Genomic DNA, 18,369 nt, shown 5'->3' with positions numbered 1-18,369 from the left:
CGGGCATAACGCTAACGTAGGTTTTGCAAGGGGGCTTTTGGCCACCTTATTCGTTTCTTCCAGCGAGACATAATGGGCACGGTACAGATGATTCCCAGCCCTAACAGCCCCGTCGAAATGACTTCTAATTGCTGTGCCGGTCGAAATAGCATTACCACCAGGACAAAGCAGATAAAGCCGATAACCAGCCAGGTGAGCCACGGATAGAGCCACATTTTCAGCTTAATTTCTCCGCCCTGCGCCAGCAAAATTTTACGCATCCGCAATTGTGAAACCGCAATCACCAGATAGACCAGCAGAGCGATGGCGCCGGAACTGTCGATAAGAAACTTAAACACTTTCGCCGGAGCGTAATAATTGACGATAACAGTTAAAAACGCCGCGCCGGTAGAGAGTAGAACCGCCACCCAGGGCGTTTTGCTACGGTTAGTTTTTCCCATCACCGCAGGCGCATCGCCACGGCGGCTAAGGGAATAGAGCATCCGGGACGCGGTATACAATGCGGAGTTCAGGCAACTGGTTACCGACAACAAAATCACGCAGTCCATAATAAATTTCGCGTGCGGAATGTGAAGCAGCTCCAGTACCGAACGGTATGAGCCTGCGCTTTTCAGGCCCGGCATATTCCACGGGATCAACGCTACCACCACAAAAATGGAACACAGGTAAAAGATGGAAATTCGCCAGATCACAGAATTGGTGGCGCGTACGATATGTTTATCCGGCGTATCGGATTCTGCGGCGGCAATGGTGACGATCTCCGCGCCCATAAAAGAGAACATGGTGATCAGCATGGCGCTTAACACCGCGCCAAAGCCGTTAGGCATAAAACCGCCGTGAGCCCATAGCCGGGAGATGCCGCTTACTTCGGCATAAGGATAAAAACCGCTAATCGCCGCCGCGCCCAGCGCGATAAACGCCAGAATAGCAATCACTTTACACAGCGCCAGCCAGAATTCGAATTCGCCGTAATTTTTGACGCTCAATAAATTGCTTCCGGTTAGGGCAAGCGTAATCACTAATGAAAATAGCCAGACCGGAATACCTGATATCCATGAATTGAGGATAATGGCGGCAATATTGGCCTCCAGTGGAATAACCAGCACCCAAAACCACCAGTATAACCAGCCGATGGTATATCCGGCCCAAGGGCCGATAGCTTTATCCGCATAGGTGGAAAAAGAGCCGGTATCCGGCGTGGCGACGGCCATTTCAGCCAGCATCCGCATAATCATGACGACCAAAAGCCCCGCGAACAGATAGGCCAGCAGTACCGCAGGACCGGCCTCCGCAATCGCCACGCTGGAACCGACAAACAGACTGGCGCCGATCACGCCGGCGATCGATAACATGGTGACGTGGCGTGATTTCAGCCCGCCCCCTAATGCATGTGATTCTGACAATTGCCCCATCCTAAAACCTCTTTATTGTTATTGCGCTCGTTTACCGGATGGCGCCTCGCTTATTCGGCCTACAATCGGAACGGTTTTTGTAGGCCGAGTAAGACATTTACGTCGCCATCCGACGCTGCTTATTGGACATTACGCTTGTTTCGCCTCATCAAAACACTGGGCGATAATCTCCAGACCTTGCCGAATCTGCGAGGCGTCAATGGTGAGTGGAACGAGGATGCGCAGGATGTTGTAGTAAGGACCGCAGGACAGCAGAATTAACCCTTTATCGCGAGCGCGGGCCACAATATCGGCGGTCAGTGTCGCGTTCGGTTTGCCGGGGTCGCCATTTTCGAACAGCTCAATGGCGATCATGGCGCCCAGTCCGCGAACGTCGCCGATCTCACGGTGCGTTTCCGCTATTTCCATCAGACCATCACGTAGCGTTTTGCCAAGCGTATTCGCCTTTTGCAGCAGATTTTCGTGCTCGAAAATGTCCAGTACCGCCAGCGCGGCGGCGCAGGCAATTGGGTTTCCTGCATAGGTGCCGCCGAGACCGCCCGGCGCGATGGCATCCATCACTTCCGCCCGACCGGTGACGCCTGCCAGCGGAAAGCCGCCGGCGATTGATTTTGCAAAAGTGGTGATATCTGCCGCTACGCCCATCTGTTCCATGGCGAATAGCGTACCGGTACGCCCCGCACCGCTTTGCACCTCGTCGGCGATCAGCATAATGCCGTGTTGGTCGCATAGCGCGCGCAGACGCTGCATAAACGCGGGAGAGGCGGCGTAAAATCCGCCTTCGCCCTGCACCGGCTCAATAATAATGGCGGCGATATCTTCCGGCGCGGCATCATTTTTAAAGATACGCTCAATACTGGCGATCGCGTCGTCGTCGCTGATGCCATGCAACGGGCAAGGATAAAGCGCACGGTAGACATGGCCCGGCATCAACCCCATGCCAGCGGAGTAAGGATTTACTTTCCCGGTCAGAGAGAGCGTGTAGTGGGTACGACCGTGATAAGCGCCGCTAAAAGCGATAGCGCCGCTGCGTTTGGTTGCCGCGCGGGCGATTTTCACCGCGTTTTCAACCGCTTCGGAACCGGTCGTGACCAGCAGCGTTTTTTTGGCAAAATCGCCTGGCACTTTCTGATTCATGCGTTCGCACAGCGCCAGGTACGGTTCATAGGCCAGCACCTGAAAACAGGTATGCGACAGTTTCTTCAATTGCGCTTCAACCGCTGAAACAATGCCTGGATGTAAATGGCCGGTGTTCAGAACGGCGATGCCGCCCGCGAAATCGAGATACTCGCGGCCTTCAACATCCCAGACTCGACAATTTTCCGCCCGCTCGGCGAAAATAGGGTGAATCTGACCCACGCCGCGGGGAACGGCGTTATGACGGCGCTGCATTAATGCTTTATTGGTATTCATTCGCGACACTCCTGTTAAAGGCCGATACACATGTACTTGATTTCCAGATAGTCTTCGATGCCGTATTTGGAACCTTCACGACCTAAGCCGGAGGCTTTGATTCCGCCGAAAGGGGCGACTTCGTTAGAGATAATGCCGGTATTAATGCCGACGATGCCGTATTCCAGCGCTTCGCCGATGCGGAAAACCCGGCTTAAATCGCGGGCGTAAAAATAGGCCGCCAGGCCGAATTCGGTGTCGTTAGCCTGCCTGATGACCTCCGCCTCGTCGCTGAAGCGGAACAGGGGCGCGAGCGGCCCGAATGTCTCCTCTTTGGCGACTTTCGCGTTATCAGGGACGTCCGCCAGAATGGTCGGTTGAAAGAAGTTGCCGCCTAACTTGTGCGCTTCACCGCCTGTAATGATGCGGGCGCCTTTTTCCAGCGCGTCGGCGATATGCTCCTGGACTTTCGCAACGGCTTTTTCATCAATCAGCGGCCCGATAGCGACGTCGGCTTGCAGGCCGTCGCCGACCGCGAGCTTACTTACCGCCTGGTTGAGTTTTTCCGCAAAACGATCGTAAACGCCGTCCTGAACATACAATCTATTGGCGCAGACACAGGTCTGCCCGGCGTTACGAAACTTCGAAGCCAGCGCGCCCTCGACGGCTTTATCCAGATCGGCATCGTCAAAGACGATAAACGGCGCATTGCCGCCCAACTCCAGCGATACTTTTTTAATGTCTTTGGCGCATTGTTCCATTAGCTGGCGGCCAATCTCCGTCGAGCCGGTAAACGACAGTTTGCGTACCAGCGGGTTGCTGGTCAGCTCGCCGCCGATATCGCCTGCCGAACCGGTAATGACGTTAAATACGCCTGCGGGAATTCCGGCGCGCTGGGCCAGTTCCGCCAGCGCCAGCGCGGAAAACGGCGTCTGGCTGGCGGGTTTGAGTACCATTGTGCAGCCTGCGGCCAGCGCGGGGCCGGCTTTACGGGTGATCATTGCCGAGGGAAAGTTCCACGGGGTAATCGCGGCGGTAACGCCGATAGGCTGTTTAATCACCAGCAGCCGTTTATCGGCCTGATGACCTGGAATCGTGTCGCCATAGATACGCTTCCCCTCTTCGGCGAACCATTCAATAAACGAGGCGGCATAGCTAATTTCGCCTTTCGCTTCCGCCAGCGGTTTACCCTGTTCCAGCGTCATCAGACGCGCCAAATCGTCTTGATGTTCCATCATCAGATTGAACCAGCGACGCAGGATATTGGCTCGCTCTTTGGCGGTGAGCGCGCGCCAGGCGGGCAGGGCGCGATTGGCGGCGTCGATAGCGTCGCGAGCCTCTTCCGCCCCCATTTTGGGCACATTGCCAAGCGGTTTCCCGTTGGCGGGGTTGCTAACGGGGATGACATCGCCGCTGCGCGCGTCGCGCCAGTCGCCATCGATAAAGGCCTGCTGGCGGAACAGGGTAGAGTCGTTAAGTTGCATAATTGCTTCCTGTCTGAAGGGTTAACGGGTAAATGCGGCGTGTAATGCGTCCACGCTGCGTGCCGCACGCAGCGTACGTCCGGGGTTGCTCTGGCTTGCGCGTAGCGCCTGAACTTTGCTGACGATATGCGCGCCGATAGGTATCGCTGATGTCGCCGCCGGGGAGGGGGCGTTACAGGTGTGAATGGAACGCGGCGTCGTGACAAACAGAAAATCATCAATCAGTTTGCCGTCCGGCGAAACCGCCTGCGCCCGCACGCCTGCCGGCCAGGGCTGGAGATCGTTGACGGTCAGGCTGGGACAATACTTTTGTACTCGCCGCAAATAGCCGCTTTTACACAGCGAGTTTTTCATCTCGCCCAGTCCGGAAAGCAGATGATTTTGCAGTACGCGGCGAATGCCGGCGGAGCGGAAAATCTCAAAGGTGTCGGTGAAGGAAACGTCGCGCTTACGGTAGCCTTCGCGTTTAAGCGCCAGCACCGCATTCGGCCCGACCGTGATGCTGCCATCGATCATGCGGGTAAGATGGACGCCGAGAAACGGCATTGCCGGATCGGGGATCGGGTAGATCAAATGGTTAACGATCCGGTTGTGTCGCGGGGCCAGACGAAAGTACTCGCCGCGGAAAGGGCAGATAATAAAACCGGGCTCCACGCCCAGCATTTTGACCAGCCGATCCGCCATCAGTCCTGCACAGCCGATAAGCGTAGCGGTTTCGATTTCCCGGCCTTGCGAGGTGTGAATGACAACGCCAGCGGCATGTTCTGTTAGCGCGCTGACCTCGGCATGGTAGATGATCTCGCCGCCGTTGGCCTGAAAGCGGTTCGCCATGGCCGTCGCGACATCGCGATAGCTGACAATCCCGCTGGAAGGGACAAAAATCCCGCCCAGGCCAATGATATTGGGTTCGCGTTCACGCAGCTCCGCCGCGCTTAACCACTCGCGCTCTAAGCCGTTGGCCGCCGTCCGCTCCCATAGCGCGCGCATCCGCGCCATTTCCAGCTCCGAGGTGGCGACCAACATTTTGCCGCAGGTGTCGTAGCGGATGTTGTTTTGATCGCAAAAGGTTTTGGTCGCCTGATTGCCTGCCAGACAAAACCGCGCTTTGAGGCTGCCGGGCGTGTAGTACACCCCGGCATGGATCACGCCACTGTTATGCCCGGTCTGGTGGCAGGCTGGCGCGGACTCTTTTTCCAGCAACGCGATGCGCGCGTCCGGGTAGACATCAATAAGTTGCATGGCGGTCGACATGCCGATAATGCCGCCGCCGATAATCACAAAATCATACATCCGCGTAATTCCTTCGCCGTGGCGCTTATTGGTGAGTTTGATAATGGCTGGCGGCGTAGGCGAAGTAACCGCGCTGGCGCATCAGCTCGCGACGCAAGTCAGGATGCGGCGTAAAACGATCGCGTCCATGCAGCCAGAACAGATTGTTAATCAACAGGAATTTGCCTACCGGTACCGGAACGGAGAGGATGTTTTGACTAGTTTCCAGCGCGTCTGAAAGCTCGCTGAGCCAGACGCCTTCTTCAAAGTCTTTTGGCTGGACGAACTGGTCGATATAACGCATGACCGGGCGGCCTTGTTGGTCGACATCAAACACTGGATGCCAGGCGTCATGGCTAACGTTTTTACTTGGCGGTGCCGCCCAGCGCATGACGCGGCGCGCCAACGGATGGGTAAAAAACGATTCAAGATGTTCCCAGTCATCAAGGTGCAGCAGCAGCGAGTTACCGCCTTCCATATGTTGTTCGTCGATTTTCATCATCAGCACGTAGTCGGTCGCCTCCTCAACATAGGTACCGTCGTTGTGCAGTTCCATAACGCGGTGGGGCTGGCGTAGATAACTGTCGGAGTTGTCTACGTTTTTTACCACGAAACGCGCGTAGTACTGGCCGCTCATCGCATCGTAGTTGGAGCGGCCAATAAGATGCGCCACCGCTGTCGCCAGTTTGACCATCTCTTCTGCCTGCGCGACATCATCGATCCCTTCGGCGTTGATCAACAGAGCGCCTTCCGCACGGTTAAGTAGCGTTTTGATCAGCAGCGGTTGTAGTTGATTGCCACACAGATCGTCGAGGATCTTGCCGATTTTAAAACGTAAGAAGGATTTGTATTCCAGCGCCTGCACTGGCCATTGCGCAACCTGGTGGAGAAATTGCGTCGTGGTATCCGCCGTAAACGTCAACGCCAGCAGGCGCGGCGACTGCGCCGAAGGGGCAAGGGTGAAACCAGCATGGCGTTGGGCTAAATCATCGGTGTTCGCTTTTACGGCAGTCAGTGCATTCATCAGAATCATTCCTCTCGGTAGATAGTCAGGGAGACATGGCGATGCTCATTTCGTAGCCATAAATTAAAAATATCGACATTTTCCAGGAACGCGTATGAAATAACCTGTTTTGTTTAATTGTTGTGATCAAAAACAACAAATTTTTAACATTATGAAAAGTATGGTTAAGCAAAAAAATAGCCTGTCATTTTTATAAAGAATTTTAAAATCAGTTGGTTATGATGATAGTAAGGCTGGTGTGATAAGGACAGGAGCGGAAGATGATGCTGACGCGGTTTGTCCGGCCTGGCGTATGAGCGTGTAGGCCGGACAAGCGCCACATTTTTCAGCCGTAAATTAACCGGCGTCAACCTGCGGTTTACGGCTGTGTTTACGGATCAGGCGTAACACGGGCGGCACGACAATGACCATGATCGCCATGATCAGCAGGGCTTTGGCGACGCCGCTTTGCCACAGGATCGCCATATTGCCGTTACTGATGGAGAGCGCGCGACGCAGGTTCTGCTCCAGCATTTCACCCAGTACGAAACCCAGGATCAGCGGCGACATCGGGAAGTGCATTTTGCGCAAAATGTACCCCAATACGCCGAGTGCGACCATGAGCACCAGATCGAAGGTGGTGCTGTGTACCGCATATACCCCTACCGCCGATACTGCGGCGATGGCGGGTACCAGGAACCACAGTGGAATGGTGAGCATACGGGTAAACAGACCGATCAATGGGATATTCATGATCAGCAGCATCACGTTTGCGATCAGCAGCGCAGCGATGAGTCCCCAGACGATATCCGGTTGTTCGGTGAACATCGCCGGGCCTGGCGTGATGTTGTATAGCGTCAGCGCCCCCATCATCACCGCCGTGGTGCCGGAACCGGGAACGCCCAGCGTCAGCATCGGGATGAAGGAGCCGCAGGCGGAGGCGTTGTTCGCCGCCTCCGGCGCCGCGACGCCGCGAATATCCCCTTTGCCGAAGCTATCGCTGTTGCCGCTGAGTTTTTTCTCGGTCATATAGGTGATAGCGCTGGCGATAGTCGCCCCGGCGCCGGGCAATACGCCGACAAAAAAGCCGATTACCGAGGAACGCAGGGTCGTGCCGATACACTGCGCGCCTTCTTTCAGGTTGAACAACATACGACCTGTTTTGCGAACCAGTGTTTGCCCGCTGCTGGTATGCTCCAGCATTAGTAATATTTCTGATACCGAGAACAGGCCGATCACCACGACGATAAACTGTACGCCGTCGGAAAGATGAACGCTGTCAAAGGTAAAGCGATAAACCCCGGTGTTGGCGTCTACGCCGACGGTCGCCAGGCCCAGGCCAATTAGCGCTGCCAGAAATGATTTAAGCGGGTTTTGCGCCATCATGCTGCCAAGACAGGCGATGGCAAAAACCATTAAGGCGAAATATTCCGCCGGACCAAAGGCCAGCGACCATTGCGCCAGCGCGGGGGCGAACAGAATGATGCCGCCGATAGCGATTAATGAACCGAAAAATGAGCTGACGGCGGAAATCGACAGCGCTACGCCGCCTTTCCCTTGCTGCGCCATCGGGTAACCGTCCAGAGCGGTCATAATCGCCGCCGCATCACCGGGGACGTTGAGTAATATGGAAGAGATCCTACCGCCATATTCACACCCAATGTACACCGTCGCCAGCAGGATTAGCGCGGACTCCGCAGGCAGATGCAACGCAAAGGCCAGCGGCAGTAAGATTGCCACGCCGTTGATCGGCCCAAGTCCTGGCAGCAGACCGACGATAGTGCCCACGAAGCAGCCAATCAACGCGATAACCAGGTTTTCCGGCGTCATCGCCACCGCAAAGCCCTGAGAAAGATATATCCAGGTATCCATTGTTGCTCCGTTAACTCAGCCAGGCGCCGAGAGGTAAGGTGACATCAAGCAGCCGGTCAAAGGCATACCACAGCAGAATGCCCAGTACCGCGCCGGAGATGCCTGCCGCCGGAGTCGTGGCGCCGAACAGCATCCCGATGACCATGGTGAGGAGCGCGGTGGCGATGGGAAAACCCAGCCATTCGAATCCCCAGGCATACATCAACAGAATGATGACCATGGTAACTAGCTTTTGCAGAACAAGGCGGCGCGGCCAGCTTACTGTGTCGGGATGGCGCAATAACAGCGCCAGCGCACATAGCGCCATCAGGCCGAGGATCCCCAGCGGAAAAGGGCGAGGGCCGACGGGTTCATAGCTGTATTCGCTTTGGATCTGCCAGGCGATGAATAGGCCGGCGATACACAGCAACAGCCAGATACCCGCAAAGATACGATCGCTCATCATTGCCTCCGCGATTATTTCGCGAGTCCGAAGGCTTTCGCCTGCTCACGGTAATCGGTGACCTGTTTTTTCACGTAGTCATCGAGCTGCTGGCCGGTCATATCGAATGCAAACAGGCCGCGCAAATCGCGCTGCTTTTTAAACTCGTCGGTTTGCTGGAGTTTCTTGAAGGTGTCCACCCACCACTGGTAATCGGCATCGCTGACTTTCGGTCCGACGTAGAAGCCGCGAATAATCGGCCACACCAGGTCGTAGCCCTGCTCTTTAGCAGTAGGGACGTCAGCAAGCTGGCCCGGTAGACGATTTTCTGAAAAGACGGCAAGCACGCGAATTTTGTCGCCGTCCAGATAAGGCACCATTTCACTGAGATCGCCGGAGACAACCTGAACATGGTTGCCCATTAACGCCGTCACCGGCTCGCCGCCGCCCTCAAATGCGACATAGCGCATCTTGCGTGGGTCGACGTTCGCTTTTTGCGCCAGCAACGCCGACTTCATCCAGTCCTGGCTACCAATCGAGGCGCCAGCGCCAATGACCACGCTGTTAGGATCGTTTTCCATCGCTGTCATCAGATCTTTCAGCGTTTTCCACGGGGAATCCGCACGCACGGCGATCATGCCGTAATCAGTTCCTACACTCGCCAGCCAGCGCACATCATCCACGCCATACCGACCAAATTTTCCTTGCGACAGATTGAGCAACGAACCGCCGGAAAAAGCGACGACCGTGCCGGGTTCGCCAGGGCGTTGGGCGACTATCGCGTTATAGGCCACTGCGCCGACGCCGCCGGGCATATACGTTACCCGCATGGGTTTTTCGATAGCGCCAGTCTCCAGCAAACTCACCTGAATCAGTTTGCAGGTGAGGTCGAAACCGCCGCCGGGTTTGGCTGGCGCGATACATTCCGTTCGTGATGGTGCCTGTTGCGCCAGAACAGAGGTACTCAGTAATAAGATGCTTGCAGTAAGGGTACGAAGTAATTGTTTTTTCATTTTTTATCCTCACGCCGGACGTCCGGATTTTTCAGGTTCGGAAGAAGATTTTTGTGATTATGTGAACCGACATGTAGCGGTTCAGTTGCGTGATTGTTAAAACAATAACCTTTCAATTCCCTTTCAATGCGGCAGAAACTTTACAGGATGTGATATGCGTCTCTTATTAGCGGAAGATAACCGTGAGCTGGCTCACTGGCTGGAAAAAGCGCTGGTGCAAAACGGCTTTGCCGTGGACTGCGTATTTGACGGGCTGGCAGCCGATCATCTTTTGCACAGTGAGACTTACGCGCTGGCGGTACTGGATATCAATATGCCGGGAATAGACGGGCTGGAGGTGGTGCAACGGCTGCGTAAACGCGGTCTGACCTTGCCCGTTTTGCTGCTCACGGCGCGAAGCGCGGTGGCGGATCGCGTAAAAGGTCTCAATGTCGGCGCGGATGACTATCTGCCGAAACCCTTTGAACTGGAAGAGCTGGATGCGCGTTTACGGGCCTTGCTCCGGCGCAGCGCCGGGCAGGTTCATGAAGTTCAGCGCTTGGGCGAACTGATCTTTCATGATGAAGGGTATTTTCTGTTACAGGAACAGCCGTTAGCGCTGACGCCGCGTGAGCAAGCGCTCTTAACCGTATTGATGTACCGACGGACGCGACCAGTCTCGCGTCAGCAGCTTTTTGAACAGGTGTTCAGTCTGAACGACGAGGTTAGTCCTGAAAGCATTGAGCTTTATATTCATCGGCTGCGTAAAAAACTACAGGGAAGCGATGTGCGAATTACGACGCTGCGTGGCTTGGGTTATGTGCTGGAGCGCGGCGATGAAGTGGGTTAAGCCACAATCGTTGTACCTGCAACTCTTGCTGTTCCTGGGGCTACCGCTGATTCTGCTGTGGGGGCTGTCGACATTTAACAGCTATGTCAATGCGCTACAGGCCGCCACACAGGCTTATGATCGTACACTGCTCTCTTCGGCGCGAACGGTATCGGAACGGCTGGTGGTGCGTAATAGCCATCTGGAAGTTAACGTGCCGTGGGTGGTGCTGGATAGCTTCGAACTCAATATGAATGATCGGCTCTATTACAAAGTCGTGGCCCCTTCCGGAAAGGTGATATCCGGTTATGCCGACCTGCCCGCCATGCCGCCCGCTACGCCCCGTACCCGGCTTTATCCGGCACTAGCGTGGTTCTATCATACCGAGTATCGCGGCGAGGCGATCCGTGTGGCGCGTTTGTTACAGCCGGTGAATGAAGGCGGCATTATCGGCATGGCGGAGATTTATGTCGCAGAGACGCTACAGTCCCGTCGTTATCTGGCGGGACAGTTGCTATTCTCTTCCTGGATCTCACAGGGCCTGCTGGTGTTGCTGACCCTGGTGCTGGTTGGCTGGTTATTACGCCGGATACTGCGGCCTATGCGTCAACTTTCGTCATTAATGGTACGCCGTGAACCGGGTCTGCTAACGCCGCTGCCGGAACTGCTGCCGTGGTCGGAAACTCGCTTGTTAATCGTGGCGTTCAATCGCTATATTGACAGGCTCCGTGGCATCCTCTCCCGCCAGGAACGCTTTAGCGCCGACGCTTCTCACCAGTTAAAAACGCCTTTGGCGGTGTTAAAAACGCAGGCGGCGGTGGCGTTAGCCAGCCAGCAACCTCGCCACTGGTATGAAAGTCTGGAGGCGATGAGCGTAACGCTGGATAGCACCATTCAGCTCACGGAAAGGTTGCTGCAACTTTCCGCGGTAAAGCATAAAGAGCAGGGTGAGCGGCGATTCTCGCCAGTGAATTTGTATGATGTCGTCCAAAATGGATGCTTTACCCGTCTGGCGCAGGCGCGCAGTAAACATACTGACCTGGGCTACGAAGGCGAACAGGAGGCGGTGTGGATCGACGGGGATGAGGTACTGCTTGGCGAGCTGTGCGGAAACTTGCTGGATAATGCGCTGAAATACACGCCCGAGCAAGGAATCGTCACCGTGCGTCTTGAACGGAATGGCGATGTCATAACGCTGGTTGTCGAAGATAGCGGCCCCGGCATTGATGATGAGCATATCCATCTGGCGCTGCAGCCTTTCCACCGGCTCGATAACGTAGGAAATGTGGCCGGAGCGGGCATCGGTCTGGCATTGGTCAATGATATTGCGCGCCTGCACCGTACTCATCCCCATTTTTCCCGTAGCGAAACGCTGGGAGGGTTATATGTAAGGATACGCTTTTTAAGCATTGTTCCGCAGTGATGACCACAAATGTGTCAACGGTAAAGCGTGTTTACAAAAAGACGCATCTTGAGGTGTGACGTTTTCATTAAATGATCATACAGTCCCCCTATAAACCGTAATGTTAATGAAAAATGTAGTGGGTGCAGGAGCATGAATAATCATACTAAACGACGGGGAATCGCATTAACCGCCTTTCTTGTGAGTGTTAATATCCTGGCCTGGATTTGGGCGTTCTTTGTTTTTCATCACCATGCGGTCATGCTGAGCGCTGCCTTACTGGCGTATAGTTTTGGTTTGCGTCATGCGGTTGATGCCGATCATATTGCAGCTATCGATACCGTCACCCGCAAACTGATGCAGCAGGGCAAAACGCCTTTAGGCGTGGGGGCGTTTTTTTCATTAGGGCATTCAACCATTGTCGTTCTGGCATGTCTGGCGATTGTTGTGACGTCGATGGCATTTCGCGATCGTATTGACATTCTTCATCAATATGGTTCATTGATCGGTACGGCTGTTTCAGCTTTTTTTCTGCTGGCGATGGCGTTGCTTAATCTGTTTATTTTGTTCAGCGTGTGGCGGCAATTTCGTTCGGTTACGCGCGGCGAACCTGCAAGGGCGCATGATGAGGCGCTACCCGGCGGGCTGATGACGCGTATATTTCAGCGTACCTTTCGTTTGGTCACTTCCAGCTGGCATATGTATTTTGTTGGTTTTTTGTTTGGTCTTGGTTTTGACACCGCAACTGAGGTTGGGCTGCTGGGTATTTCCGCCTCGGCAGCTAATCAAGGACTATCGCTATGGTCAATGATGATTTTTCCTGTGCTGTTTACCGCAGGGATGGCGCTGGTGGACTCCCTGGATAACTTTGTCATGGTAGGTGCTTATGGTTGGGCTTTCTCGCACCCATTACGTAAACTTTATTACAATATGACGATTACCGCCGCGTCCGTCTTTGTCGCGCTGGCGATTGGCGGGCTTGAGGCGCTGGGACTGATTGATGATGCGTTACAGCTAAGCGGAACATTTTGGCAGACCGTCAGCACGCTTAACGATCATATGGGGAATGTGGGCTTCTGGGTGGTGGGCGCTTTCGTACTATTCTGGCTGCTCTCGTTGTTGAATTATCGCTGGCGCGGCTATGATAAAATCACGCTCAAAACCTGATTGATTTCTGTAAAAATACTATTCCGGCAGTGGTGTAACATCATTGCCGAAGAATCGTATTTCCTGAGAGTGTATTTCTCGCGGTAAGTACGTTATTTTTCATGCTTGCATTTCATTATCAGTTTAAGCAATCCGATATAACATCCGATGCCAAAAATAATAATAACTGTCGTGTATCCAAGAATCAGCCAGTCTGCATGTGTCATAATATAATCCAGTTATCAGATATTCCGCGTTAAGGCGGTCTTAAGTCTGCTGTCAGCAAGAACCACAGTAACAGTACAACGCTGTTGACGGTAAAGTATTGTTATGCACAAGAGAGTTGTGACAAATAACCTATACATCGAGTATAGACCTCACCCGCATTTTTCGTCATGCCATAAAGCAAGGCTATACCTTTAATCTACTGGCGGTATGCCTGGCCAGAAGAGATAAAATAGTGGCTGTAACCACCATCTGCGCTTGGTACCGAGTTAATGGTACAGCCATGAAAGCGCATAACTGCTGCATTCTTTTTAGCACGTTATCTGTAACATACTGCGTTAATCAATTCCATAAAACCGAGTGTAGTGTAAGTGAATTTCGAGTAATTGTCATTATGATTATATGATTGTTAACTTATTTTTTAAATTAGGATGAAGGTTTTTGTTTTTCATCATTCCATCAGAATTTATGAAAAATTAGGACGTAAAAAATATATTTACGTCCTAATTTTATTTTTAACAAATTGATTTTCCGGTAAAATAGGGAGTCGACCACAGGCGTTTATATTCCCATTCAGGTTTCAGGATACCGAGAGAAAAAATTAATCTTTTTTGTCTTTCCTGACAGTAATGTCTGGCGCGGTTAATATTCAGCCACATTAGTATGCTGCCAGGGCTAAGCTTCATGTATTCACTTTTTACACCGCTATTCGGGACATCAAAGTAAATGTTCAGACGGCTTTCAGACTTCAGAACAATATCAAACGCACAGGGGGTACCCTCAATATAAAGAATGTTACCGAACAGAAGGTGACGCAACTGGCTAAAAAAATCTATTAAATTTTCAATGGGATAACCGCTTAGCGTGTCGCCGAAGCGTGACTGGAACAATGTGATAAAGGTGTGCGCCAACTCTTCTGTAGAAAGCTCATCTACCGTTCTGACGCTTCCTCCGTTTCTCAGGAATTTTTGGTATTCATTACGGCGCCTTTTCTCGAATTTTGAAGAGAACGTTTCTTTGACCAGACAGTTTTGTTTCTTTCTGGTAATTTTCCATATTGCATTGAGAATTTGTGGCTGATGTAACACCGAAAGCCGGTTAGTACGATCGGGTAAGAAGCAGCGTAATTCAGGTGCCATCGGAATAAGTATCTCATCTGAAGATAGTGGGAAGGTTCTGCGCGTCAGGATGCCAATATTCTGATCATTACAGATAAAGTATGCGCCTTTAATCGCATTATCCTCTTTATAGTGGAAGAATTTAAAATGCCAATTATGGCGTCTCATAAAATAATCGACAATATCTGGGTGCATATTGATACTACCACCATATTGCGTAAACGCCTCCCGGTATAGGGAAAAGGAAGACAGCTCCCAGCGGGTTAATATACGTTTGACTTCTTGTATTTTCACCAAAACCCCTGACTTATATTACTGGAAGTTCTATTTTGAATTATTTTGTTGCCCAGGCAAATAAAAATGTGACAGATGTTTAACTTATATTTACTGGTTAACACGCTAATTGATGACATTATGGTGAAGGGAGTAAGATTAATATGTTGGTAGTAATACGAGTAAAAGCGACAGTCTAATACCGCGCTTTTCACTCATAAGCCACTCTATATTTAACCATTCAGTAGCAATGAAGGTTAGTCACAGATGTCAGAGAAAACCGTTGAACGGTGGCAGGATCTGCAAATCAACACCTGAAATAGTCCTAATGAGAGAGGCTTTTAACCTGTTGTACTATTTTATCCAGAATATGATAGCGGTTCCGGTACTCTGCACGTTTTTTACTGGGGATACTTTCAGGCGATTTACGCATCACCTGTGATGGCAGATGGTATAAGGCACCTTCTTTAACGCCATTTAGAGACTCCCAGAATTCACTATAGCTGGCTACAAAGGTTTTTTTCTTCTGGAATAAGTATCTGAGTTGGCGATAAACATGATTGTTTTCACTTACCGCAAAAATTTCCGCTACATTACAGGCTTGAATAAATGTCGCAAACGCTTCATACAGCATCCGTTTAGGAAAGAGCCCGTAGCAATCTTTGGTAGCGTTACGTATGACTTGTGGGCCAACATGTTTACTGGGGCCTTGTAACCCGGCAACCAGCGCTATTTGCTTCCCTTCATGGTGAATAAAGGAAAAAGATAAACGTGCCAGCGGCGTATCATTGAAGCACAACGTTAATGTCAGTTCACCTTCCCTGTCATAGCCACAGGGACCACAGTAGATGTCCACCAGAGCTCCGTTTTTTCCTTCCAGGTGAGCGAGCAACGTTGGCTCTTCGGACAGCAGGATTTTTTTAATTTTATTTTCCGCAAAGGACTGAACGAACTGGTAGTGTTCCAGAATAGCTCTTGCCCGGCAACGAATGCTAAGTCCGGTATACAAATAAGGCCGCTGGATTTTTGCCGGCAGTAGCGGACGATGAGTTATAAGCGTTCTGGGCTGATTAAGATTACATAACTCATTGAAGTATTTGATTGTCGTTACAGGGTTAATAAGGCAACGTAATACGAACTTATAGCGAAACTTACGCTCTCCCCAGCGTTTATGCCGATAAGGCGTTTGTGCCATGACTTCTTTTAACATTAATAATGGATTGTACCTTTCCATATCCATATCACTTTGATGCATCGTCATACTACAGCCCTATTACTCAATAGACTCATAACAGAAACGGTAGCCTGCCTGAGTTAAACGTAAAGGCAACAAGGAGTGCCCGCAGAGACGATGTTGTTAAACGGTTTGTCAATGGCGGCAATAAAACGCATTAAACATCCTTTTTATAGCTTTTCGGGTAAGGGAGGGAGTCATGAACTTAGCATTAAAACGAATATTACGTTCATTATTTTAAGTAATGTTATAAGTCGATATATTTATTTTGTTGGCATTATGTAATTTCGATAAAATCGATAGGGATAGTTTATCCAGGAAGTACGTGATGTTAGCCAGACTGTAGAGTGTCACGATATGTTAGTATGTAACAAGACGAAAAAGGGGTATTCACCTTATATCTAAATGAAAATCTTTATGATGAATTTTATCATATGCGTTGCTATCTCTGGGAGAAAATATTATGGAACGTTCACCCGATAGTCTGGCTGGTATGGCTGCATCTGCTTTTGGTACGGGGACTTATGCCGCTATGCGGCAAGCAACCTCTCTCCAAAGTTTTCTGGAGTTTCTCATTAACTTTTTTACCTGTGGAGGGATACGTCGGAGAAATGAAACACAATATCATGAATTGATAGAGACTATGGCTGAAACATTGAAAAGTACAATGCCTGACAGAGGTGCTCCGTTGCCAGAAAACATTATACTGGATGATATGGATGGGTGTCGTGTCGAATTTAATCTTCCTGGTGAGAATAACGAAGCTGGACAAGTTATTGTACGGGTCAGTAAAGGCGGCAATTCTGAGACGAGAGAAATTCTGCTTGCCTCTTTTGAAAAAATATGTCGAGCTTTACTATTCAGATGCGAATTTTCTCTCCCTCAGGATTCTGTAATATTAACTGCCCAGGGAGGCATGAATCTTAAAGGCGCTGTCCTTACCGGAGCAAATCTGACGGGAGAAAATTTATGTGACGCAGACTTAAGCGGCGCAGATTTAGAGGGGGCAATACTGTTTATGGCGGATTGTGACGGTGCAAATTTTAAGGGCGCTAATCTATCGGGAGCATCATTAGGCGACAGTAATTTCAAGAACGCCTGTCTGGAAGATAGCATTATGTGTGGCGCTACCCTCGATCACGCTAATCTTACTGGCGCCAATTTACAACACGCGAGTCTGTTAGGCTGTAGCATGATAGACAGTAATCTCTGCGGAGCGAATATGGAACGTGCCAATGTTTCAGGCGCGATTCTTACTGGTGCCAATATGTGTGATACGATATTAAAAGGTACTAATATGATGGCCACTAATATGGAGGGTGCCATCTTAACCCGGGCAAACCTGCAAAAGGCTAATTTAACCTCGGCGAACCTTGAAGGAGCTGACTTGTCTCAGGCTGATTTAAAAAATACCAATATTAAAGATTGTACGCTAACCCATTCACGTACCGAAGAAACCAGAATGTCTGCAAGTACACAAATGCTCTTTAACGAATTTTATAGTGATGATTTTTAGTTCTATTTAAAGTCAAACTGACATAAAGGAAACGTAAGAATAAGTATCTGAATAAGGTGTTGTCAGAGCAAACATGAGCTAACGGTATGAGTAATAATCCACTTTCTTTGCTGAAATAGTGGCTGAGAGTAAATAATTTACAGTATCTTTTATTATTACAGGAGTACACGACGATCCAGATATCCGAATAGCTTTCTATTTTTTTAAGTAAAACTTTCAACTAAAGCGAATTCTTTAAAAAGGAAAACGTTATGCCTGGATGTATAAGTGCCTGTTCGTGCATTTCCAGCCCGACTCCTGCCGAGCCTAAGGAACCCCCTAAGCCTAAGTGGATAGAGTTAAAAGGTTATTGTGTTACATGTACTAGTCAGGAGGATATTCGCCCCCCTAAAGAGGGTGAACCAAATAAAAGAATGACACCCAGGGATTTAGTGCTGTTACGAGGTCTTTTTAAAGAGCTGGGGATAACACAAAATCCCTGGCAAGACACGGCAGTAAAATCCACTAACTGTGGGTTGCCATTTTTCCCGGTAGATCCTGGAGAACGAGAAACCGATGTTTGATGGTTAACTGTGTGTAATATAAAAGAGTTTTTCGGAGTGTCGCGCTATTATCATAGCGGTCAGTCCGTATACAGACAGACGGTTTTCTGTCTGCAAAGCGCCTGATAAATATTACCAGGCGCTTTGTATTTTGGAGCCGACATAACTTTCATCGTCATATATCGAATGACTACAATCGTATCCGATCCCACCATTACACCAGACGGAAAGTCTCTGGC

General features: G+C 50.8%; 15 protein-coding genes and 1 pseudogene. 5 read left to right on the top strand and 11 right to left on the bottom strand.

The genetic code is table 11. The features are described from left to right. Positions 1-11: 11 nt before the first annotated feature. The 8 genes from gabP to F4V61_RS15675 form a co-directional block, all read right to left on the bottom strand. A complete protein-coding gene (gene gabP / locus F4V61_RS15710) occupies positions 12-1,412 on the bottom strand; it encodes a GABA permease (protein WP_000531292.1) in 1,401 nt (466 codons plus the stop codon). Positions 1,413-1,541: 129 nt separating this feature from the next. Beyond that, positions 1,542-2,825, bottom strand: a complete 1,284-nt coding sequence (gene gabT / locus F4V61_RS15705) for a 4-aminobutyrate--2-oxoglutarate transaminase (RefSeq protein WP_038394744.1) — start codon at positions 2,823-2,825, stop codon at positions 1,542-1,544. Between the two features lie 14 nt (positions 2,826-2,839). Next, complete coding sequence (gene gabD, locus F4V61_RS15700) at positions 2,840-4,288, bottom strand: NADP-dependent succinate-semialdehyde dehydrogenase (protein WP_080161151.1); 1,449 nt, start codon at positions 4,286-4,288, stop codon at positions 2,840-2,842. A 21-nt stretch (positions 4,289-4,309) separates the two neighbouring features. After that, positions 4,310-5,578 carry an L-2-hydroxyglutarate oxidase gene (gene lhgO / locus F4V61_RS15695; RefSeq protein WP_058345893.1) on the bottom strand — a complete coding sequence of 423 codons (1,269 nt, stop codon included), beginning with the start codon at positions 5,576-5,578 and terminating at the stop codon, positions 4,310-4,312. A gap of 25 nt (positions 5,579-5,603) precedes the next feature. Next, complete coding sequence (gene glaH / locus F4V61_RS15690) at positions 5,604-6,581, bottom strand: glutarate dioxygenase GlaH (RefSeq protein WP_141029337.1); 978 nt, start codon at positions 6,579-6,581, stop codon at positions 5,604-5,606. Between the two features lie 336 nt (positions 6,582-6,917). Continuing rightward, entirely contained in the window at positions 6,918-8,432 is a 1,515-nt protein-coding gene (locus F4V61_RS15685; RefSeq protein WP_080161153.1) for a tripartite tricarboxylate transporter permease, read from the bottom strand. Between the two features lie 10 nt (positions 8,433-8,442). Continuing rightward, positions 8,443-8,877 (bottom strand): tripartite tricarboxylate transporter TctB family protein, encoded by a 435-nt coding sequence (locus F4V61_RS15680; protein ID WP_012209865.1) that lies wholly within the window; start codon positions 8,875-8,877, stop codon positions 8,443-8,445. Positions 8,878-8,888: 11 nt separating this feature from the next. Then, entirely contained in the window at positions 8,889-9,866 is a 978-nt protein-coding gene (locus F4V61_RS15675; RefSeq protein WP_000744407.1) for a Bug family tripartite tricarboxylate transporter substrate binding protein, read from the bottom strand. A gap of 154 nt (positions 9,867-10,020) precedes the next feature. On the opposite strand from F4V61_RS15675, the gene tctD reads away from it, so the two are divergent. The 3 genes from tctD to F4V61_RS15660 all read left to right on the top strand — a co-directional run bounded on the left by tctD (position 10,021) and on the right by F4V61_RS15660 (position 13,243). Continuing rightward, a complete protein-coding gene (tctD, locus tag F4V61_RS15670) occupies positions 10,021-10,695 on the top strand; it encodes a transcriptional regulator TctD (protein ID WP_001237938.1) in 675 nt (224 codons plus the stop codon). Further along, complete coding sequence (locus tag F4V61_RS15665) at positions 10,682-12,097, top strand: sensor histidine kinase (RefSeq protein WP_080161154.1); 1,416 nt, start codon at positions 10,682-10,684, stop codon at positions 12,095-12,097. The genes tctD and F4V61_RS15665 overlap by 14 nt, the downstream gene beginning before the upstream one ends. A 132-nt stretch (positions 12,098-12,229) precedes the next feature. Next, the gene (locus F4V61_RS15660; protein WP_080161155.1) at positions 12,230-13,243 is read left to right on the top strand and encodes a HoxN/HupN/NixA family nickel/cobalt transporter; all 1,014 of its coding nucleotides are present in this window, start codon (positions 12,230-12,232) and stop codon (positions 13,241-13,243) included. A 719-nt stretch (positions 13,244-13,962) separates the two neighbouring features. Here the strand turns inward: F4V61_RS15660 and F4V61_RS15655 are convergent. After that, a complete protein-coding gene (locus F4V61_RS15655) occupies positions 13,963-14,859 on the bottom strand; it encodes an antimicrobial resistance protein Mig-14 (protein ID WP_080161156.1) in 897 nt (298 codons plus the stop codon). A 304-nt stretch (positions 14,860-15,163) separates the two neighbouring features. Continuing rightward, complete coding sequence (locus tag F4V61_RS15645) at positions 15,164-16,099, bottom strand: VirK family antimicrobial peptide resistance protein (RefSeq protein WP_012209866.1); 936 nt, start codon at positions 16,097-16,099, stop codon at positions 15,164-15,166. A gap of 436 nt (positions 16,100-16,535) precedes the next feature. Between F4V61_RS15645 and pipB2 the strand changes: the two genes are divergently transcribed. Both pipB2 and F4V61_RS15635 read left to right on the top strand, forming a co-directional pair. After that, on the top strand, positions 16,536-17,588 hold the full coding sequence (gene pipB2, locus F4V61_RS15640) for a type III secretion system effector PipB2 (RefSeq protein ID WP_080161158.1): 1,053 nt from the start codon (positions 16,536-16,538) through the stop codon (positions 17,586-17,588). Between the two features lie 251 nt (positions 17,589-17,839). Beyond that, a complete protein-coding gene (locus tag F4V61_RS15635; protein ID WP_080161159.1) occupies positions 17,840-18,151 on the top strand; it encodes a hypothetical protein in 312 nt (103 codons plus the stop codon). Here the strand turns inward: F4V61_RS15635 and F4V61_RS22690 are convergent. Then, a pseudogene (locus tag F4V61_RS22690) lies at positions 18,093-18,345 on the bottom strand (hypothetical protein). The gene F4V61_RS15635 and the pseudogene F4V61_RS22690 overlap by 59 nt on opposite strands. Positions 18,346-18,369 lie beyond the last annotated feature (24 nt).

Source organism: Salmonella enterica subsp. arizonae (assembly GCF_008692845.1).
Classification (GTDB): Bacteria; Pseudomonadota; Gammaproteobacteria; order Enterobacterales; family Enterobacteriaceae; genus Salmonella; species Salmonella arizonae.
This window is presented reverse-complemented; position numbering and strand designations above follow the sequence as displayed.